This is a genomic window from Exiguobacterium sp. EA-TM-5 (assembly GCF_053878415.1).
Window position 1 is genome coordinate 1,298,054 of sequence record NZ_CM132670.1, and the last position, 25,804, is coordinate 1,323,857.

The window sequence follows — 25,804 nt, forward strand, 5'->3', positions numbered from 1 at the left end:
GTCATGGTCACCCTATTTTTGTAAAAAGAGGAGTGAGCAGAATGGGAACACTATACGTAAATGGGTTGATTCGGACAATGGCACATGAAGAGGATGTCCATTCAGCGATGTTTGTCGAGGAGACAAGAATCATCGCGATGGGTGAAGAAGGAAAACTACGCCGACGTTTCGGTAGACGCATTCATCAGATTCAAGACTTGAACGGAAAAGCTGTTTATCCAGCCTTCACAGACGCGCATATTCATCTGATTGGTTACGGGGAAGCGATCAACCGTGTCGATGCCTCGCGTTATACGACGCTTGAAGAGTTAGGACAAGCATTCCTCAAGGCAGAACCAATCAACGGAATCCACGTGGCGGAAGGATATGACGAAACGAAACTTGATCGCGCGCCAACAAAAGCATGGTTGAACCAGCTATTCCCGGACGCTCCTGCCTTATTAAAACGAACAGATCGACATACTGCACTTGTCAACGATGTCTTATTCCAGCAGCTCGGCTATAAAGCATCGACTGTCATCGATGGTGGAAAGGTCGGTCTAGCGGATAACGGAGAAGCTGACGGATTTCTATACGATGCGGCGCTTGAACCTTTATATGCGTTACAAGCTGGAAACTTAGAGCGAAACAAATCGTCACTCCGGTCAGCAATCAAGAGTTTGTATCAATACGGCATCATTGCTGCCCATACAGAAGATTTATCGTATCACGGCGATGTCGCGGAAATCCTCCAAGCCTATAAGGAAGTGACAGAAGAGACAGGGTTCCATACACACCTACTCGTTCATCATCTTGTCATCGATGAGTTCGTACAACAGCAGCCAACTCTGCCATCAACGATGTCAATTGGTGCGATGAAGCTATTCGTCGACGGCGCACTCGGAGGACGGACCGCTCTACTTGGTCGTGGCTATTCTGATGATCCGACGACACGTGGCATCGAAGTGCATACACCAGAACAGCTTGAGCAACTTGTCAAACGAGCACGTAGTTACGGATTCACAGTTGCGGCGCACGTCATTGGTGATTTGGCAATCGAACGATTCGTGCAAGTACTTGAGAAATATCCGGCACCAAAAGGCAAGCGGGACCGGATCATCCATGCGACGGTTGTTCGTCCGGAAACGCTTGCTCGGATTCGAAAGCTTCCTGTCCTAATTGACGTCCAACCGGTCTTTTTACTAGACGATGCAGACTTCATCGTCGATCGACTTGGGTTGAACCGCTTAGACTGGAGTTATCGTTTACGTTCGTTAGCAGAGACGGGTGCGTTATTATGCGGTGGGGCAGATGCGCCGATCTCTGACCCTGATGTCCGACGTTCCCTTTATGCGGCGACGGAAGGAACAGCAGGACGTGTCAATAAGACGAATGAGACGTTATCGATGTACGAAGCCTTATTACTCTTTACGAAAAATCCACATCTCGCGACCGAGACACATGGACGCAAAGGGTTACTCCTACCAGGCTACGATGCCGACTTCGTCATCTTTGAACAAGACTTCTATCGCTTGCGTGGTGAAGCCATCTTGAATAATCGTTTAGTGGAGACTGTTCAAGCTGGAAAAATCGTCTATCAAGCAGAAACAGCCTTAGTTTGATGTTGCTTGTGCATAGTGCGAAATAGCCTTCGAATAGAAAGAAGATAGTCCAGGTGCATACGTATCGTAATAGGCACGAAACCGTTCGTCGGACACATACATCTGACCGAGTGACTCGAAAATAGATAACTCACATGGATAATAGTACGTATCGATGAAGTCATGTTGTTCTTTGACGACTTGTTGAACGTCTGCACCCGTCACCTTGTGTCCGTCGCGGTAAAGGATCGTCAAGCGTTGATCGAGTTGTTTGTGCATGGTGCTCAGTCGTTCTTTCTCATTCGGAGTACGTTGTTTTTGTCTTTTTGCACTAATCCGATATAAGTCAGTGTCGCCGTAGTATTCCTCGACTTCATCTGCATGTTGTTTTTCGTGCATGACGATCTCTTCGTGACGTAAACCACGGAATAATTGTTCGTCTTTCATTGGGATTCCTCCTTTTAAAGTGAGTAATGTCTGTTCAGCGAGTTCAGCGAGTGCCTGATAATACGAAGCTTTTTCTTGAAGTAGTGTTATTTGTTTTTTCAGTATCGTATGATGATTGGAATCCGATTGTTTGAGTAACCCTTGGATTTCTGACAGTGGAAAATCGAGAGAGCGATAAAATAATATCTGTTGCAAGCGTAATAGATCTTCCCTGCTGTAACACCGGTGATCGGTATCAGTGCGCCGGGGTACTAAGAGTCCGACTGTTTCGTAATGATACAACGTTCGCTTCGTGACACCGGCAAGGTTAGCGATTTCCTGAGTAGAATAAGTCATCTGTGTACCTCCTTTGATTGGAGTATAAGGGGTGACGTAACGGAAGACGCAACAAAAAAATCTGCCTGAGGAGGCAGATTTTTTTGTTGTCATAAGAATGAGCGTTGAATCTTATGCCAAAATGTATTATTCGTCAATTTGACGGTTTTAAGTTCTTTTTCAGAGAGTTGGATATCGACGGAATCCGTACGTGTCAGGCTGAGTGCTTCGTTATCCATCCCGATGATCGGATAATCGTTTCCGTCTTCAATGATGCGTAACGAGAGTTTACGTCCGCGGTTCAATAGGAAAGCAGAGCCAAGCGTCCGATACCGGTTGTTGTTGACGGAAGCAATTTCGCTGACTTGAAGACAATGAATCAACGGGTCGACGATTGCACCTGAGAGTGACTTGTTATAAGCCGTTGAGCCAGTTGGTGTTGAGATGACCATTCCATCCCCACGGAATGTCTCGAATAGGAAATCATCGATATAAACTTCGATTGCAAGTGACTTGATGATGCTTGACTTAACAGAACATTCGTTTAGACAAAGCATCGGTGGTCCACCGTTGATGGATGCCTCGAGCAATGGGTAACGACGCACTTCGATTTCACCATCTGAGACACGATTACCTGTCTCTTTAAAGATGGCTTCAACAGCAGAAAGGTCATTGATATCGAAATCACAATAGAACGAGTTTGGTCCCTCGGCGAATCCAACATAGATCGCGTCATCACGGAAACCGGTGAAACGTGCGGCTTGCAGAAACGCTCCATCTCCACCAATCGAAACGATGATGTTTGCTTGTCGATGATCTTGGACGACATTCAACCCGTATCGTGTTCCGACATCGATCAACTTTCGTACCTGCGTTTCGTGTCTTTGTGTATTTCGGTAGTACAGGTAGACATTATTTCGAGCCATGGTTAATTCCCCCTTGAAAGCGTTTCATGAACTCTTTCATTATACCTGTTTTTTGGAAAGACGGATACTGAAGACCATGAATTGTAGCAGAATGCTTGCCATCTCCTCTGATCATTCCTATAGTTAAATAGAAAATAAAGTATATCCGATCAGGGGAAAAGGGGAATTCACATGGCAACATTTAAAGGAAATCCAATCACACTTCAAGGTACGTCTGTTCAAGTCGGACAAACAGCACCTGATTTTCAAGTACTTGCTAACGACTTATCACCTGTAACACGCGATACATATCAAGGTGTTCGAATCATCAGTGTCGTTCCATCAATCGATACAGGTGTATGCGATGCACAGACGCGTAAGTTCAACGAAGAAGCGGCAACAATCGAGGGTGTGACGGTCATGACGATCTCAAACGATCTCCCATTCGCTCAACGTCGTTGGTGTGCTTCAAGCGGTCTCGATCAAGTCGTGACGTTGTCTGATCACCGTGACCTTTCATTCGGAACACAGTATGGTGTAGCAATCGAAGAATTACGTTTACTTGCTCGCTCTGTCTTCGTCCTTAATTCGAACAACGAAATCACGTATGTCGAATACCTCGAAGAATCGACAGACGAAGTCAATTTCGAAGCGGCACTTGCTGCAGCGCGCGAAGCGAAGTAAGAATGGTTTACAAACGCCGCTGAAGCGTTACAATGGAACTAATGATAGAAACGGCTCCCGCTATACGGGGGGCCGTTTCGTTTTGGAGAGGATGACGTACATGGAGCCGTTAGAAAAGTTATATAAGGAATTAACACGTCAAACAAAACAAATCGAACGTGATCTCGATATGCCCTATTTAGAAGCGTTGACGACAGTGATTGATCGGTTGAACGACCGCCATACTGAAAATGTAGACAAAGAGGTCATTCGTAAAGCAGTATCGCTTGCTATTCTTGAAGGGATGAAACAAGCACAACCGAATCATTTACCAACACCAGACAGTGTCGCTTTGTTTGCTGGTTATCTAATCGGGAAATTGGTAGGTAAGGAGGACATCCGTCTACTTGAATTAGGAAGTGGAACAGGTGGTATGTTACATGCTGTCTTAAGTCAGCTTTCGACTGGTACATCTGCTGAAGCAGTTGAGGTAGATGAGACGTTGATCCGTTTATCGGCAGCGGTAACGGAACTGCTTGATTATCCAGTCACGTATACCCATCAAGATGCATTACGACCGTTGTTACTTGATCCAGTTGATCTTGCGATGGCTGATCTTCCCGTCGGCTATTATCCGGACGAGGAGGCATCTGCGTCTTACATCTTGAAACGGGACGAAGGTATGAGCTATAGTCATTTCTTATTGATCGAACAGGCGATGCAATACGTCAAACCAGGTGGATTTGGTGTCTTCGTCATTCCAAACGGACTGTTTCAACATGATACCGAAGGAAAATTGAAACAGTACTTCGAATCAAAAGCGCATGTCATCGGTATTTTGCAGCTACCACTCACGATGTTCAAACAAGAACAGGCAGCAAAAAGCTACTTGATCGTTCGCAATCATTTAGCTGGTATGAAGATGCCTAAACAAGCATTACTTGCAGAGTTACCATCCTTCACGGATGTCCGCTCGTTTGGTGGAATGGTGAAACAGATTGATGAATGGATTAACACAGAATTAAAATGAATTACGCAAAGTGATTGAAATCTATCGTTAATTTGACTATTCTAGTTGTAGAACAGAAATAGAAGAAAACCTAAACAGATGTGAATGTTCATTGGATTCAAATGGAAAAGGGGAAAAATCATGGCAAAAATTATGGCGGTAAACGCAGGTAGTTCGTCTTTGAAGTTCCAATTGCTCGAAATGCCGAACGAAACGATGATCGCAATCGGACTCGTTGAACGTGTCGGTAAAGACGATGCAATCTTTACGATTAAATATGGTGAAGGACAAAAGTATACAGATGTTCTCCCACTTGCTACACATAAAGAAGCAGTCGAGTTGTCACTCGAAAAATTGATGGAGTTCGGAATCATTTCTTCTTACGATGAGATTAAAGGTGTCGGACATCGTGTTCTTCACGGTAAAGAAAAATATGCTGACTCTGTATTGATCACAGACGAAGTCATGCAAGATATCGAATCGTATACAGAACTCGGACCACTTCACATTCCACCAAACTTGATCGGAATTCGAGCATTCCAAGCATTGCTCCCAGAAGTACCACAAGTAGCGGTCTTCGATACAGCGTTCCACCAAACAATGCCGGAAGAAAACTTCCTTTACAGCTTGCCGTATGATTACTACACAGAATACGGTATTCGTAAATATGGTTTCCACGGTACGAGCCACAAATACGTTACGGAACGTGCATCTGAATTGCTCGGTCGTCCACTAAAAGATCTCCGTTTAATCTCGTGTCACTTAGGTAGCGGAGCATCGATCGCAGCAGTTTCTGGTGGCGAATCGATCGATACGACGATGGGCTTCACACCGCTTGAAGGAATCACGATGGGAACACGTTCTGGTTCGCTTGACCCAGCCTTGATTCCATTCTTGATGGAAAAAACAGGGAAAACAGCAGAAGACGTCTTGAATGTCATGAACAAAGAATCTGGAATCTACGGTTTATCAGGTCTCTCAAGTGACTTGCGTGATGTCCAAACGGCTGCTAAAGAAGGGAACCACCGTTCAGAGATGGCGCTGCGTATCTTCGCGAACCGTATTCACGGTTACATCGGACAATATGCTGCTGAGATGAACGGTGTCGATGCAATCATCTTCACAGCTGGCGTCGGAGAGAATTCAGATTCAATCCGCGAGCGTGTTTTACGTGGTCTTGAATTCATGGGCGTTTACTGGGATCCATCACTCAACAACGGAGCTCGTGGAGAAGAACTCTTCATTAACTATCCACACTCACCGGTTAAAGTCATCATCATTCCGACAAATGAAGAATTGATGATTGCTCGCGATACAGTTCGTGTTGGTGGATTGGTTGCTCAAAACGCATAATCATCTCGTAAGGATCGAATCGTTATTATGACGATTCGATCCTTTTTTTGATGAAATCTATAAATATTGAAATGCGAACACACGATCTATTATTACGGAGTTTGTCATATAATAAAAAAAGAATCATTACTATCGTAAAAATAAACTTAAAAAAGGATGATTTCTTAAAAAAATGAGTCTTTTGTAACACAAAAGTAATAGTACAGACATATTTTTGTGGTCTATATGTAACGGCACTGTCTCGTTTTGTCATGTATATTAATCTCAGTTAACAAACACGAAACAATGATGGAGGAGAAAATACATGATGAAACGAATGCTCGCAAGTGTTTTAACGGTCGTGTTAGCACTCAGTTCGTTCGCAGGTCTTCAAGCGGAAGCTGCCACTAAGAAAAGCGTCAAGTCAACAGTCGATAGCCTAGTCATTCGTCAAAAAGCTACTACTTCGTCGAAAAAACTCGGTCTTCTATATAAGAATCAAACATTATCTTATAAAGCAAAAACAGGTAGCTGGTATAAAGTAAGCTATAAAGGAAAAACAGCCTATCTTAGTGCGAAATACTCAAAAGTTGTAAAGGCGAGTGGATCGAAAAAACAATCGACAGGCGGTTGGAAGACAGTCACGAACGTGAGTGCAACAGCTTACACGCCATATGATCCAGGCAGTGGTAATCTAACAGCAATCGGTTGGAACATCAAAAGCTCAAAAAAGAAAGTCGTAGCCGTTGATCCACGTGTGATTCCACTTCGTTCAACAGTAAAAGTGTATTACAAAGGGAAATTAAAAGGAACGTACACAGCTGCCGATACTGGTGGTGCCATCAAAGGTAAGAAGATGGACATTCTTTATTACTCTCGTTCAGAAGCATTTAACTGGGGTCGCCGTACGGTCACAGTAAAATACAAATGATTTCAAACCATCGGACATCGGTTCGATGGTTTTTTGTTTGAGTAGAACATCAAAAAGCGGATCTTCCTAAAAAATAAAGGAAGATCCGCTTTTTGTAGAAGAGTGATTCATAAACGGACGATCAAGACATCGCATTTTGCATAACGCGTAATACTTTCAGAGACGCTACCGATGAAGAAACGCTCAACAGCGTTTAAACCAGTTGCGCCACAGATGATCAAGTCAACATCGTGATTAGGAGCAAGTTTTTTTGCGATCGTCACTTTTGGTGAGCCGTATTCAATCGCTACTTCGACTTCCTGTACACCGCGATCTTGAGCGGTCTTGACATATTCGTCTAGCAATTCCTTCGCGTAAGATTCAGCACGTTCCGTGATAGTACGGTCATATGCTTCTACTGTTGCGAATGTCCGTGTATCAATGACATGTGCGATGATTAGTTTTGCATCATTTCGCAATGAAACATCGATTGCCGTCTCGAAGGCACGTTCTGCCTCTTTTGAGCCATCTACTGCTACAAGTACATTATGATAGACGATTGCCATGATGAATCCATCCCTTCGTAATCGATATGATGAGTACACCCTAATTATACCATTCTCTCATTGGGAGCGGACGAAACATTCAACGAGTTCTAAAAATTGTCCTTCCTTTCGATTACGTCGTAAGATGGAGTCAGTGAAAGGGGGCGATGCCAAGATGAGGCACGCATTAATTACGGCAGGTACAAAAGGACTGGGAGAGCGAGTGACACGCCAGTTACTGGAAGAAGGATGGAAAGTAACAGCGTTTCATCGATCTGAACCCGAGTTCGAACATCCAAATCTAGTGACGATTCAAGCAGATGTAACGAATCAAGAAGAGTTGAAGCGCGCCACTCAACAAGCGATTGACGGACAAGGTCGAATTGATGCGTTGATACTTAATGCAGGACCCTATATTTTTGAACGGAAAGCATTAGTCGATTATACCGATCAAGAATGGAATGAAGTCATTACTGGAAACCTGACCGCGAGTTTTTGGTTGTTGCGTCAAGTGTTGCCTGTCATGCGCGAGCAGACATATGGTCGGATCATCACATATGGTTTTCCGGAAAGCGCAACGGCTCCAGGGTGGGTGTGCCGGGCAGCATTCGCAGCTGCTAAAAGCGGTATGGTGAGTTTGACGAAGAGTGTGGCGCTTGAAGAAGCAGAGCATGGCATTACAGTCAATATGGTCAATCCCGGAAATATCGTCGGTGACAATAAAACAAAGCGAATTTCTGAAGCAGAGCAAGATGAAGCGACACCAGTCGGAAGAACGGGTGTCGGAGAAGACATCGCTCGGGCGATCTCCTTCTTACTTGCAGAAGAATCGAGTATGATCACGGGAGCAATTCTTGATGTGACAGGTGGCGTCAACGTCGTCCATCAATCGCGTAAGTGAATATGAAAAACACCTAAGCTATCGATTAGCTTAGGTGTTTTCGTATCGTTTTAGACTTAAGAAGACGGAATCGATTGAAGGTGTTTTGGTGTGCGAGTCAACGCAACTGGACCTTCAGCAGTGAGATGAATATCATCTTCGATGCGTACACCGCCGACTCCTGGGACGTAGATGCCTGGTTCGAGTGTATAGACGATACCAGCTTCAGCCGTCAGTAAGTTGTTTGACGCAAGAGATGGGAATTCGTGAACCTCGATGCCGAGTCCATGACCAACGCGGTGCGTGAAGTACTGACCGTATCCAGCTTCAGTGATCACATCACGTGCTGCCTTATCTAATGAACCGAGTGTCGTACCGATCTGACTCGCTTTTGTCGCAGCTTCGAGTGCTCGACGAACCGTTTCGTAGATTTTTTTCTGTTCCTCGTTTGCTTCACCATAAATGAAGGTCCGAGTAATATCCGAGCAGTAGCCTTTCCAAACGACGCCTAGATCGAATAGAACGAAGTCGCCATCTTGGATGACACGATCGCCTGGTACACCGTGCGGATCAGCACTGTTTGCACCGAAGAGGACGAGCGTATCGAACGACATCTCGCGGACACCTTTTTTCTTCATTTCATATTCGATTTCTGCAATGACTTCGATTTCTGTGATACCAGGACGAATCGCTTGTTTCCCGATCTCAATTGCTTCGTCTGCAAGTTGTGCTGCTTCTTGGAGAATCGCAATCTCTTCTGTTGTTTTTTTCAAGCGCAGTCTCTGTAACGACTCACCGATATCGAGAATCGCTGCGTTCTCGAGACGTGAACTCAACTCCTGATAGCGGCTGAATGTCATATGTTCACCTTCGATACCAATCCGGTTATTGGAGTGTTCGAATGTCTTGAATAATTCGGCTAGACGATCGAATGGATTTTCGTGATCCTCATACGTCACGACGTCTCCTTCCCAAGGACTCGCTGCAACGATACTTGCTTCGAGCGCTGGGCAGAATAATACATGCTTGCCAGTTACATCGACGAGGACCGCCATGACACGTTCGTGGGGTTCAGCGTAGACTCCTGAGAAATAAAAGACGTTCGCCTTCGAAGTAATGACAGCTAAATCAATTCCTTGTTCTTTCAAGAAATCACTAATTTGATTCGTACGTTCGCTCATATATGACTCCACCTCTCTACTCATTTTCTACATAAGTATACCATCGTCCGATTCGAAAAACATTTATCGTAAATCAGACTAGTACACGTTTTCATCTTTGGAGTAGTACAGTATAATGACAGGAGAGTAGAAAAAAGGAAAAGAAGGGATACAGTATGCCTACGAAACACGAACAGATCATTCGACATATCGAAGATCTTGATGTCGGGACGAAGATTTCGGTCCGACAAATCGCGAAGGACTTGACCGTATCCGAAGGAACGGCCTATCGCGCGATCAAAGAAGCGGAGAATCTCGGTTTCGTTTCGACAATTGAGCGAGTCGGAACGATTCGGATTAAAAAGAAACAAAAAGAAAATATCGAGAAGCTGACGTTTGCGGAAGTCGTGAACATCGTTGATGGTCAGGTCCTCGGTGGACGAAATGGATTACACAAGACACTGACGAAATTCGTCATTGGCGCAATGAAACTCGAAGCGATGATGCGTTATATCGATGTCGATAGTCTCGTCATCATTGGAAATCGCGAAAAAGCGCATGAACTCGTGCTTGAAGCAGGGGCTGCCGTGTTAATCACCGGTGGATTCGATACGACAGAGGATGCGAAACGATTAGCAGATGAGATGGAGTTGCCAATCATTTCGACGTCATATGATACCTTCACGGTCGCAACGATGATTAACCGAGCAATCTATGATCGATTGATCAAAAAGGAAATCTTACTCGTCTCGGACATCTTAATCCCATTACATGACACGTTCTATTTACAGACGACGGATCCGATTTCACGCTGGCATGAGCTAAACGAACAGACGAAACACAATCGTTACCCGGTCATCGACGAACAAATGAAGGTCGTTGGTGTCGTGACAGCGAAGGACATCATTGACCGTCCACATGACTGGGCTGTTGAAAAAGTCATGACACGGCATCCGATCACAGTCGGTATTCGAACGAGCGTCACGAACTCCGCGCATCAGATGGTCTGGGAAGGAATCGAGATGTTGCCTGTCATCGATCAGTATGGTCGATTGCTCGGGATCATTAGTCGTCAAGATGTCTTAAAAGCATTACAACTCGCGAATCGTCAGCCGCAGGTTGGGGAGACGTTCGACGATTTGATTACAGGACAAATCAAAGCAGCGGAGGACGAACGGGGACCGTACTTATCGCTTGAAGTCTCACCGCAAATGACGAACTTCATGGGCACTGCTTCGAGTGGTGTGTTAACGACACTTTTAGTCGAAGGAGCGACACGGATGTTACGCCATATGAAAAAAGGTGATCTTGTCATCGAGAATGTCAGCATCTATTTCATTAAACCCGTTCAAATTGAAAGTACGGTAACGATTCGAGCGAATGTCTTTGACGTCGGTCGGAAATTTGGGAAGGTCGATGTCGAAATGTACCAAGGGACACAAATTGTAGCGAAGGCGCTCGTGACGTCCCAACTCATTGATCGTTAACAGCATATAAAAAGAACCGAAGTCAATTGACTTCGGTTCCTCTGAATTTTGCTTATGATTGCTCCATCTCGCGGACAACATACGGATAAATCTTTTTATATCGTACGAATCCAGCGATGAACGAAGCTACACCGACGATGATTAAAACAGAACAAACGATTTTTCCGACGAGCGTCGTTAACCCGTTCCCAGAAACGAACTGATTGACGGCGAACAGAATGACGAACAGACTCAACCAAATGCTTGCTTGCGTATTGAACAAGTACTTTCGATTCGTGCTTTTCGTATGGAACGCGCGGCGTTTTGCTAACAAATACCCACCAAGCGAGAAAACGATCAGGGCGATTAGGATGAATTGCATGTTAAAAGGACCTCCTTTTTGTCTTCATCTAGTATCATATCAAGATTAGAGGAGCTGTGCACAGTGAAAGAGCAAATCAAACAACTAATTGAAGCGGCAGATACGATTATCATTCACCGTCATGAACGTCCGGATCCCGATGCACTCGGTAGTCAGTTCGGCTTACAATTGACGTTGCAACACCAATTCCCGAGTAAAACGATTTTATCGGTAGGTGAGATGGCAACATCACTGTCGTTCATGGGTGAACTCGACCAAGTAGACGAGGTATTATACAAAGAAGCGTTAGTCGTAATCCTGGATACAGCGAACCAAGCTCGGATTGATGGGAAACTCGCGATGACAGGGAAAAACATCATTAAAATCGATCATCACCCGGATGAAGATCCGTACGCGCCCGTGCAACTCGTCGATACGACGATGAGCTCGACGTCTGAATTACTCGTTCATGTATTGAATGAGTGGGAATATGACATTCCAACAGCTGCTGCCATTCAATTCTACGCTGGAATTGTCGGTGATACAGGACGTTTCCAATTCCGTGGCACGACGAAACGAACGTTTGAAGTCGCAGCACAACTGATTGACGCGGGAATCGATACGGATTGGTTGTACCGTAATATGTACGAAACGGAACTTTCGGCTCTTCATCTACAAGGATATGTTCTCCAACATATTCAATTGACGGACCAAGGTGTCGGATATGTCATTTTGACACAGGATACATTGAAACAATTCGGGGCGACGGTTGAACAAGCATCTTTGCTCGTCAATAGCTTCGCTGGTTTAAAAGGGATGAAATGTTGGGCGCTATTCCTCGAAACGGATCAGGAAGTTCGCGTTCGGATTCGTTCGAAAGGTCCCGTCATTAATGAAGTAGCAAAAGAATTCAATGGTGGTGGACATCCGATGGCTTCAGGGGCAACGATTGAACAGTTGAGTGAAGTCGAACGTGTCGTCCATCGTCTGGATGAGGTCGCTGCTAACTTCCAGTTTTAAATGGAAAAAGGCTGCTCGGTCTCACTCCTCTCATTGAGGAAGCGAAACGAACAGCCTTTTTACGCTTATTGCGTTTTTGTCTTGTCTTGCGGAATGAACCAAACGCCACGATCTGTGTGATCTTCAATGACATTCAGTTGAAGTTCAGCGACAGACTTGCGAATTTTCTCAGCGATTTCTTCCGTTTCAGTAAAAGCGGTAACACCGAGCTTTAATTGTTCGACTTTTTCACGTGCGATTTGACTACGATTTAAAATCATGAGAAACGCTCCTTCCGTACCTGTCATGATATTTCTATACTTATTGTAGCGAATAATAAATCAGATGGCGAGTACTTGAGTCAGTTAGATATGAATGTTCTGAAAACTTTTAGAAACCTCCATCAGAAGAGAAAGGAGAATGAAAGATGCATATAAATGTTCGGACGCAATTTAGTCCATTACAAAGTTTAGTTCGAATCGAGACATATTTAGACGAGCTTGTCCGTCGTCAAATTGGGCGAGCGGTCATCTGTGAGACGACATTGACAGGAGTTCCTGCATTCATCGATGCGTGTCAGCGTCGGAATATGCACCCGGTCGTCGGCTGGGAGCAACGAATTGAAGAAGAAGAGTTTTGTATCTTATGGTTTGCTTTTTCTTCTGATGGGCTTCGCCAATTGTATCGACTAGCAAGCAGGCAGAAGGATACAGATGTCTCAGCGCTCATTGCAGTACTCGTTCCGCTGCGTCAGGCATCTGAAGATGTGACACGTCTACGCCGTTCTTTCGTTCAATGGATGGGGCACGTTCAGGGGGCGCATACATACATGGGAGTAGTCTCTAGTCGTTCGACCGTCGAACGAGAGAGTCGCACGCGTTACCGGGAAGTAGCAGCAGCGCTTGGTATTGAGACGATTCCGGTTGACCCTGTCCGTTACCTCCGTCGAGATGAAGCAGCAGCTTATCAAGCGATTCGTGCCATTCGTGAAGCGACGACGTTCCAAGATCAAAAAACAGATCGTCTAATGCATTTGAAGACGCGTGAAGAATTACTGGAAGATTTTACCGAGCGAGAAATTACGATGGCAGAGCAGTTTGCTGCAACGTCTGAGCACTTAGAACTACCGTTTCAGCAACGTCCATTACCACGCGTCGCAGAAGATTCGAATGCGTTGTTACGGATGCATGCCGAAGAAGGATTACTAGCGCATGGTCATGAAAGTAAAGAGGCACGGGAAAGGCTCGCCTATGAGTTGTCTGTCATTGATAGGACAGGATTTGCCGACTATTTCTTGATCGTTGAAGAACTTGTCCGACGCGCGAAAGCGAAAGGCATCTTTGTTGGACCAGGTCGTGGTTCAGCAGCTGGTTCGCTCGTCAGCTACGCACTTGGTATTACGACGGTTGATCCATTGAAATATGGACTACTATTCGAACGATTCTTGAACCCGGAGCGGATTTCGATGCCGGATATCGATATCGATATCGAAGATGAACGGCGAGAAGAAGTATTAGAAGATCTTGTGATGCGTTATGGGCAAGATCATGTTGCGCAGATTGGTACATTATCGACGCTTGGTGCGAAAGCTGCTCTGCGAGACGTCGGACGAACGCTAGAGTTTTCGAAGGATGAATTAGATGCGGCCGTCAAACAGCTCGGGAAATCAACGACGTTACAAGGGATCGAACAAAATAAACAGATGTATCGTTGGTTTTCTGGAAGTGAAAAGCGTCGACAACTCTTGCAACTTGCGCAAGCAGTCGAAGGTCTCCCGCGACAACGGTCGGTTCACGCAGCCGGTGTCGTCATCGGTTCAGAAAACCTCGTCGAGACGACGCCAATTGAAGCGGGTCCAAACGAACGGTACGTGACACAGTTTCTGATGCAGGCATTAGAACGTCAAGGATTGTTGAAGATTGACTTGTTAGGATTACGGAATTTAAGTCGTTTGCGCCGGATGGAAGAATTGATTCGACGAGAACATCCATCCTTTACACTCACGCAAATTCCAGAGGAAGACCGCGCGACATTTCAAGTCTTTTCCCGTGCCGAAACAGATGACATCTTCCAATTCGAATCGTCAGGAATGAAGCAGACACTCCGCGAAGTAAAACCAAATCGATTCGAGGATTTGGTAGCAACGATGTCACTCTATCGTCCGGGACCGATGAAATTCATTGATTTATACGCGAAGCGAAAAGCCGGTCAACCTTATCAGATGTTGCATCCGGTGTTAGAAGAAGTGCTTGCACCAACGTATGGCATCATCGTCTATCAGGAGCAAGTCATGGAGATCACGCGCCGAGTAGCCGGTTTTACGCTGGCGCAAGCTGATATACTACGTCGTGCGATTTCGAAGAAAAGTACGGATTCCCTTGAACAGGAGCGAGTTCGGTTCCTTGAAGGAGCAAAATCGAACGGATTCGATGATACGATAGCAAGTTCCTTATATGAGCAAATCGAACGATTTGCTGGATATGGATTCAACCGAAGCCATGCGGTCGCCTATTCAAAAATCAGTTATGCACTCGGGTACATCAAAGCCCATTTCCCTCATATTTTCTTACTCGTTTCAGTGGAACAACCGGAACGTCTTGTCCGATTGATGCGCGAACGACGTCTGCCAATCTTGCCACCCGATATCTGGATTTCAGATTACCGTTCTTCGCTAGAAGGTAAAGGGATTCGACTCGGAATCCATGTCATCAAAGGTATTTCTGAACGAGAATTCGAGCGGTTGAAAGAGGCATCGAAGCATGAGGCGACGATCGCTGATCTATTGACCCAAGTCGGTTGGGGCAAAAAAGAACGTGCGAAAATTGAATTGTTACTCTACAGTGGCGCGTTCGATCGCGCGACGCATGGAGATCGCGGGCTTGCTGAACAAGAGGTCCTTGAATATTTTACAGAGTCATCGAATACTTTATTGCCGGATGAATTAGCCATCCTCGGGAAACGTCGGACGCAAAAATCATCGAACCGTAGCGATTCTGACTGGGCACGTCTAGAACGAGAATCACTAGGGTTCTGGTTAACGTATTCGCCATTAACGACAGCGATGAAAGCTCCAGTTGAATCTGCTTATTTCCATGACCTTGGAGTAGGAGCAGATACGCATTATTTAGTCTGCTATATTGATCAACTTCGAGAATTTAAGACGAAACGTGGTCAAACGATGGCGGTCATTCAAGCAGTCGACGGTTATTCGAATGAAGAGGTTGTCATCTTCCCGAGTCAATATGAACGATTTCGTCGGTCGCTTTATTTGGGGAATGTCTTGTTAATTGAATTAAAGGTTCAAGATCGCGAAGGGGAGCGTCAATTCATATTGGAACGCCTTCGACCGCTTGGACAAGATGTTTTGTTCATCAAATTAACGTCGAAAAATGAGCTTGCCGCTCTCGAGCAGTTGCTTGAAACGGTACCAGGTGATATTCCGGTCGTCGTTCGCTACGCCGATTCACGTGAGACGAAATCGTTACCATCTCTTTACGCGGTTCGCCATGACGAGGAATTAATGGCTCGTCTACGTATGCAGTTTGGTGAAGACCATGTCGTCTTAAAAAATCTCCCTCGCTCAAACTAGTACTAGGTAATAAGATTTGTTATAATAAGGGGTAATTGGTCTGACCAATGCCACCGATTGAAGCAACCGACTGAAGGGTCAGAAAGGTGGTGCCGTATCGATATGGAGAAGAAACGAAATGCGTTTGAAGCCAATATCGCGGCGATTAAATTGATGATCGAACAAGATGGATTAGTTCCAGGAGACCGGATTCCATCAGAGCGGGAACTGGCAGAACGTTTATCCATCAGCCGACCGTCCGTACGAGAAGCATTGCGGACACTCGCATATTTAGGGATCGTCGAGACGCGGCATGGGGGCGGAAGCTTTCTATTGAACCGTGACGATCATACCTATATTCAAATCATTGCTCAATTCTTAGTGACTGGCGATTCGAAGTTCGAAGACTTGGCAGGAACGCTTCGCTTGCTTGAGCAAGCGGCGCTCACGCAACTGGATGACATTTCGGTGCTTACACCAGTCGTTGCATCCGATGCTGCGTTTCGTGAGACGTTGATTCAGACGGTCGATAACGATTTGTTTGAACGAATCTGGCGACAAGTCAATGCCTTCCATAAAAGCTTCGGTCAAGGGGAACTCTATACGCAGGCGGAACGGGAACAACTCTTGAACCGCCCATAGGATGACAAGGGGGAACTGAACGTGCAAGCATTTTTTCGAAAACCTAAAAAATTCGTCACGCTGACTTCAAAGGAACAGCGTGTCGATGTGCCGGTTGGCCTAATGACAAAATGTCCGAAATGTAAATTGATCCAATATACGAAACAACTGGAGGCGAACTTACGTGTCTGTTCATGTGGGTATCATCATCCATTGACCGCTCAAGAACGTTTTACACAGTTATTCGATGAAGACTCAGTAACGTATTTCGATCTGCCGGTAGTTCAAGCGGATCCACTCGGTTTCCAGGACTATCCGGAAAAATTAAAAGGCGACCAAGTCAGAACAGGTCTTGAGGAAGCAATCGTCTGTGGCGTCGGGAATGTGAATGGTCACCCACTCGTCGCTTGTGTCATGGATGCACGATTCCGGATGGGTTCAATGGGAGCGGCAGTCGGTGCTGCAATTTCTGAAGCGGTTCGTTATGCAACGAAACATCGTTTACCTGTCACGATTTTCTCAGCTTCAGGCGGAGCCCGGATGCAAGAGGGGATGGTTAGTCTCATGCAGATGGCGAAATCGAGTCTCTTCTTAAAACAGCATTCAGATGCTGGATTACTTTATATTTCTTGTATGACCCATCCGACAACCGGTGGTGTATCAGCAAGTTTTGCAATGCTCGGTGACTTCAACATCGCTGAACCAGGTGCATTAATCGGGTTCGCAGGTCGACGGATCATTGAACAAACGATTCGAGAAAAACTACCGGAAGATTTCCAAACAGCAGAGTTCTTATTACAAGCAGGTCAACTGGACGATGTCGTATCACGACATGATCTGAAGACGTACTATACGCGAATCTTAAAGCTACATGCGGAGGGAACGAACCATGCAACCATTTGACCAACCAGTCATCGCTTTACGTGAAAAAATTCTTGAGCTCCACGATATGGCGGAAACACAAGGACTTGATTTCAAGGAAGAACTTCAACTTCTTGAAGAACGTCTTCATCGGTTAGAACTCGATATTTACGGGAATATGAAAGCGTGGAATCGTGTTCAGTTGGCACGTCATCCAGAACGTCCAACGACACTTGATTACATTGAATCCATCTGTGAAGATTTCATCGAATTGCACGGAGATCGTCATGGGTACGATGATGCGGCAATCGTCGGTGGAATCGGAACATTGAATGGTCGTCCGGTGACGATCATCGGTCACCAACGAGGAAAAGATACTAAAGAAAACATTCGTCGTAATTTCGGGATGCCGCATCCGGAAGGGTACCGAAAAGCATTACGTCTCATGCAACAAGCAGAAAAATTCAATCGACCAATTATCACGTTCATCGACACGAAGGGAGCATATCCTGGACGCGCTGCAGAAGAGCGCGGTCAAAGTGAAGCGATCGCAAAGAACTTGTTTGAGATGGCTGGTATGACGGTACCAATCGTCTCAATCGTCATCGGTGAGGGCGGTTCAGGTGGTGCTCTAGGAATCGGAGTGTGTGATCAACTCTTGATGCTCGAAAACTCAACGTATTCCGTCATTTCTCCTGAAGGTGCTGCGGCATTACTCTGGAAAGACGCGAGTCTTGCGGAAAAAGCTGCGGAATCGATGAAAATCACAGCGCCCGATTTATTGCGACTCGGGATTGCGGATGCGATCATTCCAGAAGTCGTCGGAGGGGCGCATCTTGATGTGTCATTACAGGCAGATAAATTAAAAACTGTATTGGTACAGAAGCTCGAAACTTTGGTTCATCTGACCAAGGAAGAGCTCATCGATCAACGGACTGAAAAATATCACCAAATTGGCACATAAGCACCATGTAATCGCTATCATGATTGATACTGCTCATTTCCGGAATCAGGGATGAAAAAGCAAGTGAAAGTTTATGCAATCTGCCCTGTTGTAAAACAAGAAAACAACGTGCTATTTTAGATTCAGATTAATGGAGAGGTGATTAACGTGAGTTTAAAACGGATTGCTGTCTTAACGAGTGGCGGTGATGCACCAGGTATGAATGCTGCGGTGCGTGCTGTCACGCGTAAAGCGATTTTTCATGGCTTAGAAGTATTTGGTGTCTACAACGGTTATCAAGGATTGATTAATGGGGATCTCGTCCAGTTGAATCTTGGATCAGTCGGTGACATCATTCAACGAGGTGGAACGTTCCTACGTTCGGCACGTTGTCCAGAGTTCCGTACGGAAGAAGGACGTGCGAAAGCAGTCGTCAATCTTAAGAAATTTGAAATTGATGCACTCGTCGTTGTAGGTGGAGACGGGTCGTATCGTGGTGCCCAAAAATTGACGGGACTCGGTTTCCCGACAATCGGACTTCCAGGTACAATCGATAATGATATCCCAGGAACGGATTATACAATTGGGTTTGATACAGCGCTCAACACAGCGCTTGAAGCCATTGATAAAATTCGTGATACGGCATCATCACATGAGCGGACATATGTCATTGAAGTCATGGGACGCGATGCAGGCGATATCGCATTATACGCAGGACTTGCTGGTGGAGCAGAATCGATTCTCGTACCCGAGCGTCCTGAAGATTTAAAAGAAGTTCTTTCTCGTATTCAAAGTGGTGTTGACCGAGGTAAAAAACACTCAATCGTCATCGTCGCTGAAGGAGCGGGTCGCGCACAAGATGTTGGTGACGCAATCGCAAAAGAGACAGGACTTGATACACGCGTCACGGTTCTTGGTCACGTTCAACGTGGTGGAGCGCCAACTGCAGCAGACCGCGTACTCGCAAGTCGGATGGGGGCACATGCTGTCGAAATTCTTCTTGAAGGAAAACAAGGGCGCGTCGTAGGTGTACGTGGCGGTAAAATGATAGATCTCGATATCGATGAGGCACTCGATGAAAATAAACACGAGCTGGATCTTGAAATCCTTGAGCTTTCAAAACAGCTTTCGATTTAACAGACGTCTTAACAGACGTCGATAGGATTGAAATGGGCAAGAGAACTTGGCCAAACACCGTAGGAGGTTTATGGAATATGCGTAGAACTAAAATTGTATGTACGATTGGACCGGCGTCAGAAAAACGTCTTCCAGAAATGATTGAAGCAGGTATGAACGTCGCTCGTTTGAATTTCTCACACGGCGATTATGAAGAGCACGGTGCACGCATCACGGATATCCGTCGTGCAGCAGAAGAAGCAAACAAAATCGTTACGATCCTTCTCGATACGAAAGGTCCGGAAATCCGTACACATTCGTTTGAAGAAGGAAAAGCGCTTCTCGTACGTGGACAAGAAGTCATCATCGTCAGTGGTGATGCGAACGAAATCGTCGGAACAAAAGACAAGTTCTCTGTCACATACGAAGGACTTTACGATGACGTCGAAGTCGGTTCGATGATCATGCTTGATGATGGTCTCATCGGTCTTAAAGTCGTTGAAAAACTTCCAAACCGTGAGCTTCGTTGCTCAATCGAAAACGAAGGTGTCATCAAAACGAAAAAAGGTGTCAACTTGCCAAACGTGAAGGTTAACCTTCCTGCTTTGACTGAAAAAGACATTGCTGATATCGAATTCGGTATCAAGAGCGACATCGATTTGATCGCTGCATCTTTCGTACGTCGTGCATCTGACGTCGTTGCAATCCGCCAATTGCTCGAGAAAAACAATGCAAGCCACATCAAAATCTTCCCGAAAATCGAGAACCAAGAAGGTGTCGATAACATCGAAGAAATCCTCGCGATTTCGGATGGTTTGATGGTAGCGCGTGGTGACCTCGGTATCGAGATCCCAACGGAAGAAGTCACACCAACTCAAAAAGACTTGATCAAGCTTTGTAACGACTTCGGTAAGCCAGTCATCACAGCAACTCAAATGCTTGACTCGATGCAACGTTTCCCACGTCCGACACGTGCTGAAGCATCAGACGTCGCAAACGCGATTCTTGACGGAACAGATGCAATCATGCTCTCAGGTGAGACAGCAGCAGGGGACTACCCAATCGAATCTGTCCAAATGATGCACTCGATCGCAAAACGTACAGAAAAAATGCTCGACTACAAACTGTTGTTGAAAGATCGTCAGACACGTAGTGAGCACACAGTGACGGATGCAATCGCTCAAGCGGTTACGCACACTGCAATCAACTTGGATGCAAAAGCGATTTTGACACCGACACAATCGGGTTACACAGCTGCACGTATCTCGAAATACCGTCCGGAGCCTAACATCGTTGCGGTTACACCAAGCGCACGTGTCGCACGTCAGTTGAACATCGTATGGGGCGTATACCCAATCGTCGTTGATCATCTTTCAGACAATACGGATGATATGTTGACACTTGCTGCAGATACGGCTAAAGATGCTGGTTTCGTTACAGACGGTGATCTCGTCGTCATCTCAGCAGGTATTCCTGCTTTGACTGCTGGTACAACGAACATGTTGAAAATCCACATCGTTGGTAAAGAAATTGCAAACGGTCGTGGAATCGGTGAACGTGGTGTCGTTGGTGAAGTCGTCATTGCAAAAAACGCTGAAGAAGCAAACGCAAAAGCGAAGCCAGGGATGATCCTCGTTACGAACTCAACAGATCGTGACATGATGCCTGCAATCGAGATGGCTGCTGCGATGATTACAGTAGATGGCGGATTAACAAGCCATGCTGGAATCGTTGGACCATCACTCGGTAAACCAGTCATCGTTGGTGTTGAAGATGCATTGACAGTCTTCAAAGACGGTCAAATGATCTCAATCGATCCATTGACAGGTAAACTGTATAACGCATAATCCATTCATGACGGACGTGACTTAGGTCATGTCCGTCTTTTTTCATGAGGAGGACGTATGGAAGCTTATCTATTTTTGATTGCCCTCGTCTTCATCGGGGTCATCGCACAAAATAAATCATTGATCATCGCTGCAGCCTTCCTATTGATCATCAAGGCGATTGGTCTGGATGGTCGACTGTTTCCTTCTTTGCAGGCAAAAGGAATCACATGGGGCGTTACGTTGATCACAGCAGCTATTCTTGTACCGATTGCAGCAGGTGACATCGGATTTAAAGAACTACTACAAAGCATTCGGGGACATATCGGCATTATCTCATTTTTATCAGGAATCTTTGTTGCGATCGTCGCGGCACACGGTGTTGGTTTGATGAAAGAAGATCCGCTCGTTACAACGGCGCTACTAGCTGGAACGATTCTTGCAGTCGGGCTTTTCCGAGGGGTACCGGTCGGTCCGTTAATCGGTGCTGGAATCGCTGCGCTCGTCATCGGAATGTGGGATGTCATTGCAAAAGCGTTCACTGGATGAGTCGAATCAGCAGGGTGACCGAATTAATTTTTTGATAATAGTATGCAAGTTCATTCACTTTTTGGGTATTTTTGTTTATACTAAGAACAGAAACAAGATGGTCTATTCAAGAGTACAGCGGTACAAGCATGGGGAACGACTCTTGAGTGGACGTCTTTTTTTCAATACGGAAATGAAAGCGTTTTAAATTTCTGGGGGAAAAAAGGGGGATTATTGTCATGACACAAACTAAAGGTTTAGAAGGAATCGTCGCGACTTCATCGAAAATCAGCTCGATCATCGATGGTCAATTGACGTACGGCGGTTATACAATTGATGATTTGGCGGAGCACGCCTCATTTGAGGAAGTCGTCTTCTTATTGTGGAACGACCGTCTACCAAAAGAAGAGGAATTGAAGCAACTGTCGGAAGCATTGATTTCCGAAGCGACAGTCGCAACTGCCGTTCTCGAGACAATGAAGGCAGCACCGAAGTCAGCAAATGCGATGGCGACGATTCGGACAGCGCTCTCTCAACTTGCGCTTTACGATGAGACATCGGAAGATATGTCGACTGAGGCGAATTACGCTAAAGCCATCAAATTACAAGCACAAATCGCAACGCTTGTTACAGCTTACGCACGCATTAAAAAAGGGCAAGAGCCGATTGCGCCTAAAACAGGTCTTTCCTACGCAGGGAACTTCTTGTTCATGTTGACAGGTGAAGAGCCAACGGAAGTTGCAGAAAAAGCCTTCAACCAAGCGCTCGTTCTTCATGCAGATCACGAGTTGAACGCTTCGACGTTCACGGCACGTGTTTGTGTTGCAACACTCTCTGACGTCTACTCAGGTGTGACGGCAGCGATGGGGGCATTAAAAGGACCACTTCACGGTGGAGCGAATGAAGCCGTCATGAAGATGTTGCTTGAAATTGATTCGGTTGAAAAGGTTGACGAGTATGTTCATAATAAACTTGAGAACAAGCAAAAAATCATGGGCTTCGGTCACCGTGTCTACAAGGACGGCGATCCACGCGCGAAGCATCTTCAAGAAATGAGCCGTCAGCTGACTGCTCAAATCGGGGAGCCGAAGTGGTACGAGATGTCAGTTAAGATCGATGAGATCGTCCAGTCGGAAAAAGGATTGAAACCAAATGTTGATTTCTATTCTGCTTCTACGTACCATGCACTTGGACTTGATACTGAACTATTCACTCCAATCTTTGCTGTAAGTCGGATGTCAGGTTGGTTGGCGCACATTTTAGAGCAATATAGCGATAACCGTCTGATTCGCCCGCGTGCAGACTATACGGGTGAAACGCACCGGACATACGTGTCCATTGAAGAACGTTAAAAGGACGGAGAGGAGTAATCCTCTCCTGATTTTTGATGTAGATTACAATTACTTAAGGGGGATTTTTAGACATGGCTACACTTCAAGGCGAAAACATCACAGTAACGAACGGTACACTTCAAGTTCCAAACTCACCAATCATTCCATTCATCATTGGTGACGGAACAGGACCTGACATCTGGAATGCAGCAGTACGTGTATTTGATGCAGCAGTTGAAAAAGCATACAACGGTGAAAAGAAGATCGAATGGAAAGAAGTCTACGCTGGTGAAAAAGCATTCAACAAAACAGGCAACTGGTTACCAGAAGAGACACTTGACCTCATTCGTGAGCACATCATCGCAATCAAAGGACCACTTACGACACCAGTCGGCGGCGGTATTCGTTCATTGAACGTTGCACTTCGTCAAGAGCTTGATTTGTACACATGCCTTCGTCCAGTCCGTTACTTCACAGGTGTACCTTCACCGGTTAAACGCCCAGAAGATACAGACATGGTCATCTTCCGTGAAAACACTGAAGACATCTACGCAGGAATCGAATACGCAGAAGGCAGCGAAGGCGCTGAAAAACTGCTTCAATTCCTTCAAAACGAAATGGGTGTCAATAAAATCCGCTTCCCTGAGACATCTGGTCTTGGAATCAAACCGATTTCAAAAGAGGGAACAGAACGCCTCGTTCGTGCAGCAATCGAATACGCACTCGAGAACAAACGCGCTTCATTGACGCTCGTTCATAAAGGGAACATCATGAAGTTCACGGAAGGTGCTTTTAAAAACTGGGGCTACGAGCTTGCTGAACGTGAATACGCAGAGCATGTCTTCACTTGGAACCAGTACGATCGCATCAAAGAAGAAGAAGGAACAGATGCTGCGAACAAAGCACAAGCAGACGCAGAAGCTGCTGGTAAGTTGATCGTAAAAGACTCAATCGCTGATATCTTCTTACAACAAATCTTGACTCGTCCAAAAGAGTTCGATGTCGTTGCAACAATGAACTTGAACGGTGACTACATCTCAGATGCACTTGCTGCACAAGTCGGTGGTATCGGAATCGCACCTGGAGCAAACATCAACTACATGACAGGTCACGCGATCTTTGAAGCAACTCACGGTACAGCACCGAAATACGCTGGACTTGATAAAGTAAACCCATCATCTGTCATCTTGTCAGGCGAAATGATGTTCCGTCACCTTGGCTGGAACGAAGCTGCAGATCTCATCATCAAATCGATGGAAACTTCGATCGAAGCAAAAGTCGTCACATACGATTTCGCGCGTCTCATGGATGGTGCGACTGAAGTGAAGTGTTCTGAATTCGCGGACGAACTCATCAAAAACATGTAATCCGATCAGGAGGAATGAGTCGATGAACAGACGGAAGAAGATCGCAGTCATAGGAAGTGGCTTTACGGGCGCGACGACGGCACTCTATCTTGCCCAGCAAGAGTTAGGGGATATCGTCCTCGTCGACCGACCAGAGCAAGAGGATCCGACGAAAGGAAAGGCGCTCGATATGCAAGAGGCGGCGCCGATCCTCGGATTTGATGCTTCGGTAACAGGGACATCGGATTATGCAGACATTAAAGGCGCGGATATCGTCGTCATCACTGCCGGCATTGCTCGAAAGCCGGGTATGAGCCGTGAAGACCTTGTAAGTACGAATGCCGCTGTCATGACAGCTGTGACGAAGGAAATCGTCACTTACGCACCGGGATCAATCATCATCGTCTTGACGAATCCGGTTGATGCGATGACGTATGCAGTCTATCAAGCATCTGGTTTTCCGAAGGAGCGTGTTATCGGTCAATCGGGAGTCCTCGATACGGCGCGTTTTCGAACGTTCCTAGCAGAAGAACTTAACGTTTCTGTGAAGGACGTATCAGGATTCGTGCTCGGTGGACACGGAGATGACATGGTACCACTACTGCGCTATTCTCAGGCGGGGGGAATCCCAATCGAGAAGCTCGTATCGAAGGAGCGACTGGATGCGATCGTCAATCGGACCCGTAAAGGGGGCGGTGAAATCGTTCAGTTACTCGGAAACGGTTCTGCATATTATGCACCGGCAGCGGCAATCGCTGAAATGGTTGAAGCGATTTTAAAAGACCAGCGACGTATTCTTCCAGCAATCGCTTATCTCGAAGGCGAATATGGATACAACGATATGTACTTCGGTGTACCCGTCATTCTTGGCGGGAACGGTGTCGAGCATGTGTATGAACTCGAGCTAACTACTGATGAACAAGAAGCACTGAACCGATCTGCATCTACCGTCCGTTCGGTACTCGACTTATTAAAATCCTGAATTTAAAAAGACGAACCTGTCCTTTGCGACAGGTTCGTCTTTTTCGTCTTCTCATAACCGATAGGGGGAAGCATGGTGTGACAATTTGGCATACCAAGGACAGACCAGTA

The 25,804-nt window shown here is 45.8% G+C and carries 24 protein-coding genes; 18 read left to right on the forward strand and 6 right to left on the reverse strand.

Annotated features, from left to right (window positions below; all coding sequences use genetic code 11):
• Nucleotides 1–41 precede the first annotated feature (41 nt).
• On the forward strand, nucleotides 42–1,601 hold the full coding sequence (locus tag ACV3PA_RS06690; protein WP_456125862.1) for an amidohydrolase: 1,560 nt from the start codon (nucleotides 42–44) through the stop codon (nucleotides 1,599–1,601).
• Here the strand turns inward: ACV3PA_RS06690 and ACV3PA_RS06695 are convergent.
• Complete coding sequence (locus ACV3PA_RS06695; protein WP_456125863.1) at nucleotides 1,593–2,363, reverse strand: MerR family transcriptional regulator; 771 nt, start codon at nucleotides 2,361–2,363, stop codon at nucleotides 1,593–1,595. The genes ACV3PA_RS06690 and ACV3PA_RS06695 overlap by 9 nt on opposite strands.
• Nucleotides 2,364–2,452: 89 nt before the next feature.
• The gene (locus tag ACV3PA_RS06700; RefSeq protein WP_023469054.1) at nucleotides 2,453–3,268 is read right to left on the reverse strand and encodes an NAD kinase; all 816 of its coding nucleotides are present in this window, start codon (nucleotides 3,266–3,268) and stop codon (nucleotides 2,453–2,455) included.
• A 165-nt stretch (nucleotides 3,269–3,433) separates the two neighbouring features.
• On the opposite strand from ACV3PA_RS06700, the gene tpx reads away from it, so the two are divergent.
• The 4 genes from tpx to ACV3PA_RS06720 all read left to right on the forward strand — a co-directional run bounded on the left by tpx (nucleotide 3,434) and on the right by ACV3PA_RS06720 (nucleotide 7,182).
• Nucleotides 3,434–3,931, forward strand: coding sequence for a thiol peroxidase (tpx, locus tag ACV3PA_RS06705; RefSeq protein WP_152910982.1), 498 nt, complete (start codon nucleotides 3,434–3,436; stop codon nucleotides 3,929–3,931).
• A gap of 100 nt (nucleotides 3,932–4,031) precedes the next feature.
• Nucleotides 4,032–4,940, forward strand: a complete 909-nt coding sequence (locus tag ACV3PA_RS06710) for a class I SAM-dependent methyltransferase (RefSeq protein WP_053454046.1) — start codon at nucleotides 4,032–4,034, stop codon at nucleotides 4,938–4,940.
• A gap of 120 nt (nucleotides 4,941–5,060) precedes the next feature.
• On the forward strand, nucleotides 5,061–6,272 hold the full coding sequence (locus ACV3PA_RS06715) for an acetate kinase (protein ID WP_053454045.1): 1,212 nt from the start codon (nucleotides 5,061–5,063) through the stop codon (nucleotides 6,270–6,272).
• Nucleotides 6,273–6,576: 304 nt separating this feature from the next.
• Nucleotides 6,577–7,182, forward strand: a complete 606-nt coding sequence (locus ACV3PA_RS06720; protein WP_456125864.1) for a 3D domain-containing protein — start codon at nucleotides 6,577–6,579, stop codon at nucleotides 7,180–7,182.
• Between the two features lie 107 nt (nucleotides 7,183–7,289).
• Here the strand turns inward: ACV3PA_RS06720 and ACV3PA_RS06725 are convergent, their stop codons facing one another.
• Nucleotides 7,290–7,727 carry a universal stress protein gene (locus tag ACV3PA_RS06725; RefSeq protein WP_456125865.1) on the reverse strand — a complete coding sequence of 146 codons (438 nt, stop codon included), beginning with the start codon at nucleotides 7,725–7,727 and terminating at the stop codon, nucleotides 7,290–7,292.
• A 154-nt stretch (nucleotides 7,728–7,881) separates the two neighbouring features.
• Here ACV3PA_RS06725 and ACV3PA_RS06730 point away from each other — a divergent pair, with 154 nt between their 5' ends.
• Nucleotides 7,882–8,607, forward strand: coding sequence for an SDR family oxidoreductase (locus tag ACV3PA_RS06730; protein ID WP_456125866.1), 726 nt, complete (start codon nucleotides 7,882–7,884; stop codon nucleotides 8,605–8,607).
• A 56-nt stretch (nucleotides 8,608–8,663) separates the two neighbouring features.
• Here ACV3PA_RS06730 and ACV3PA_RS06735 read toward each other — a convergent pair whose 3' ends face one another.
• Nucleotides 8,664–9,767: a M24 family metallopeptidase gene (locus ACV3PA_RS06735; RefSeq protein WP_053454042.1), complete on the reverse strand. Its 1,104-nt coding sequence runs from the start codon at nucleotides 9,765–9,767 to the stop codon at nucleotides 8,664–8,666.
• A gap of 155 nt (nucleotides 9,768–9,922) precedes the next feature.
• On the opposite strand from ACV3PA_RS06735, the gene ACV3PA_RS06740 reads away from it, so the two are divergent.
• A complete protein-coding gene (locus ACV3PA_RS06740) occupies nucleotides 9,923–11,233 on the forward strand; it encodes a DRTGG domain-containing protein (protein ID WP_023469046.1) in 1,311 nt (436 codons plus the stop codon).
• A gap of 52 nt (nucleotides 11,234–11,285) precedes the next feature.
• Here ACV3PA_RS06740 and ACV3PA_RS06745 read toward each other — a convergent pair whose 3' ends face one another.
• Nucleotides 11,286–11,594 carry a YtpI family protein gene (locus ACV3PA_RS06745; RefSeq protein ID WP_053454041.1) on the reverse strand — a complete coding sequence of 103 codons (309 nt, stop codon included), beginning with the start codon at nucleotides 11,592–11,594 and terminating at the stop codon, nucleotides 11,286–11,288.
• A gap of 63 nt (nucleotides 11,595–11,657) precedes the next feature.
• Between ACV3PA_RS06745 and ACV3PA_RS06750 the strand changes: the two genes are divergently transcribed.
• Nucleotides 11,658–12,593, forward strand: coding sequence for a DHH family phosphoesterase (locus ACV3PA_RS06750; RefSeq protein ID WP_053454040.1), 936 nt, complete (start codon nucleotides 11,658–11,660; stop codon nucleotides 12,591–12,593).
• A 65-nt stretch (nucleotides 12,594–12,658) separates the two neighbouring features.
• Here the strand turns inward: ACV3PA_RS06750 and ACV3PA_RS06755 are convergent, their stop codons facing one another.
• Complete coding sequence (locus ACV3PA_RS06755; protein WP_050677656.1) at nucleotides 12,659–12,853, reverse strand: YtzJ family protein; 195 nt, start codon at nucleotides 12,851–12,853, stop codon at nucleotides 12,659–12,661.
• 146 nt (nucleotides 12,854–12,999) lie between these two features.
• Between ACV3PA_RS06755 and dnaE the strand changes: the two genes are divergently transcribed.
• The 10 genes from dnaE (at nucleotide 13,000) to mdh (ending at nucleotide 25,694) form a co-directional block, all read left to right on the forward strand.
• On the forward strand, nucleotides 13,000–16,161 hold the full coding sequence (dnaE, locus tag ACV3PA_RS06760) for a DNA polymerase III subunit alpha (RefSeq protein ID WP_456125867.1): 3,162 nt from the start codon (nucleotides 13,000–13,002) through the stop codon (nucleotides 16,159–16,161).
• A gap of 102 nt (nucleotides 16,162–16,263) precedes the next feature.
• Nucleotides 16,264–16,782, forward strand: coding sequence for a FadR/GntR family transcriptional regulator (locus ACV3PA_RS06765; protein ID WP_053454038.1), 519 nt, complete (start codon nucleotides 16,264–16,266; stop codon nucleotides 16,780–16,782).
• Nucleotides 16,783–16,803: 21 nt separating this feature from the next.
• Nucleotides 16,804–17,664 carry an acetyl-CoA carboxylase, carboxyltransferase subunit beta gene (accD, locus tag ACV3PA_RS06770; protein ID WP_053454037.1) on the forward strand — a complete coding sequence of 287 codons (861 nt, stop codon included), beginning with the start codon at nucleotides 16,804–16,806 and terminating at the stop codon, nucleotides 17,662–17,664.
• Entirely contained in the window at nucleotides 17,651–18,586 is a 936-nt protein-coding gene (accA, locus tag ACV3PA_RS06775) for an acetyl-CoA carboxylase carboxyl transferase subunit alpha (protein WP_053454036.1), read from the forward strand. Before accD ends, accA begins: the two co-directional genes overlap by 14 nt.
• 147 nt (nucleotides 18,587–18,733) lie before the next feature.
• Nucleotides 18,734–19,702 (forward strand): 6-phosphofructokinase, encoded by a 969-nt coding sequence (pfkA, locus tag ACV3PA_RS06780; protein ID WP_082318568.1) that lies wholly within the window; start codon nucleotides 18,734–18,736, stop codon nucleotides 19,700–19,702.
• A 77-nt stretch (nucleotides 19,703–19,779) separates the two neighbouring features.
• Nucleotides 19,780–21,528, forward strand: coding sequence for a pyruvate kinase (pyk, locus tag ACV3PA_RS06785; RefSeq protein WP_053454035.1), 1,749 nt, complete (start codon nucleotides 19,780–19,782; stop codon nucleotides 21,526–21,528).
• Between the two features lie 57 nt (nucleotides 21,529–21,585).
• Nucleotides 21,586–22,056, forward strand: a complete 471-nt coding sequence (locus tag ACV3PA_RS06790) for a DUF441 domain-containing protein (protein ID WP_023469036.1) — start codon at nucleotides 21,586–21,588, stop codon at nucleotides 22,054–22,056.
• Nucleotides 22,057–22,274: 218 nt separating this feature from the next.
• A complete protein-coding gene (citZ, locus tag ACV3PA_RS06795; protein WP_053454034.1) occupies nucleotides 22,275–23,387 on the forward strand; it encodes a citrate synthase in 1,113 nt (370 codons plus the stop codon).
• A gap of 71 nt (nucleotides 23,388–23,458) precedes the next feature.
• On the forward strand, nucleotides 23,459–24,733 hold the full coding sequence (gene icd, locus ACV3PA_RS06800; protein WP_053454033.1) for an NADP-dependent isocitrate dehydrogenase: 1,275 nt from the start codon (nucleotides 23,459–23,461) through the stop codon (nucleotides 24,731–24,733).
• Between the two features lie 22 nt (nucleotides 24,734–24,755).
• Nucleotides 24,756–25,694, forward strand: coding sequence for a malate dehydrogenase (gene mdh / locus ACV3PA_RS06805; RefSeq protein WP_053454032.1), 939 nt, complete (start codon nucleotides 24,756–24,758; stop codon nucleotides 25,692–25,694).
• Nucleotides 25,695–25,804 lie beyond the last annotated feature (110 nt).

Coding starts and splice junctions, on each gene's coding strand:
- ACV3PA_RS06690 (WP_456125862.1), top strand. CDS start 42: ATGGGAACACTATACGTAAATGGGTTGATTCGGACAATGGCACATGAA.
- ACV3PA_RS06695 (WP_456125863.1), bottom strand. CDS start 2,363: ATGACTTATTCTACTCAGGAAATCGCTAACCTTGCCGGTGTCACGAAG.
- ACV3PA_RS06700 (WP_023469054.1), bottom strand. CDS start 3,268: ATGGCTCGAAATAATGTCTACCTGTACTACCGAAATACACAAAGACAC.
- ACV3PA_RS06710 (WP_053454046.1), top strand. CDS start 4,032: ATGGAGCCGTTAGAAAAGTTATATAAGGAATTAACACGTCAAACAAAA.
- ACV3PA_RS06715 (WP_053454045.1), top strand. CDS start 5,061: ATGGCAAAAATTATGGCGGTAAACGCAGGTAGTTCGTCTTTGAAGTTC.
- ACV3PA_RS06720 (WP_456125864.1), top strand. CDS start 6,577: ATGATGAAACGAATGCTCGCAAGTGTTTTAACGGTCGTGTTAGCACTC.
- ACV3PA_RS06725 (WP_456125865.1), bottom strand. CDS start 7,727: ATGGCAATCGTCTATCATAATGTACTTGTAGCAGTAGATGGCTCAAAA.
- ACV3PA_RS06730 (WP_456125866.1), top strand. CDS start 7,882: ATGAGGCACGCATTAATTACGGCAGGTACAAAAGGACTGGGAGAGCGA.
- ACV3PA_RS06735 (WP_053454042.1), bottom strand. CDS start 9,767: ATGAGCGAACGTACGAATCAAATTAGTGATTTCTTGAAAGAACAAGGA.
- ACV3PA_RS06740 (WP_023469046.1), top strand. CDS start 9,923: ATGCCTACGAAACACGAACAGATCATTCGACATATCGAAGATCTTGAT.
- ACV3PA_RS06745 (WP_053454041.1), bottom strand. CDS start 11,594: ATGCAATTCATCCTAATCGCCCTGATCGTTTTCTCGCTTGGTGGGTAT.
- ACV3PA_RS06755 (WP_050677656.1), bottom strand. CDS start 12,853: ATGATTTTAAATCGTAGTCAAATCGCACGTGAAAAAGTCGAACAATTA.
- dnaE (WP_456125867.1), top strand. CDS start 13,000: ATGCATATAAATGTTCGGACGCAATTTAGTCCATTACAAAGTTTAGTT.
- ACV3PA_RS06765 (WP_053454038.1), top strand. CDS start 16,264: ATGGAGAAGAAACGAAATGCGTTTGAAGCCAATATCGCGGCGATTAAA.
- accA (WP_053454036.1), top strand. CDS start 17,651: ATGCAACCATTTGACCAACCAGTCATCGCTTTACGTGAAAAAATTCTT.
- pyk (WP_053454035.1), top strand. CDS start 19,780: ATGCGTAGAACTAAAATTGTATGTACGATTGGACCGGCGTCAGAAAAA.
- ACV3PA_RS06790 (WP_023469036.1), top strand. CDS start 21,586: ATGGAAGCTTATCTATTTTTGATTGCCCTCGTCTTCATCGGGGTCATC.
- citZ (WP_053454034.1), top strand. CDS start 22,275: ATGACACAAACTAAAGGTTTAGAAGGAATCGTCGCGACTTCATCGAAA.
- icd (WP_053454033.1), top strand. CDS start 23,459: ATGGCTACACTTCAAGGCGAAAACATCACAGTAACGAACGGTACACTT.
- mdh (WP_053454032.1), top strand. CDS start 24,756: ATGAACAGACGGAAGAAGATCGCAGTCATAGGAAGTGGCTTTACGGGC.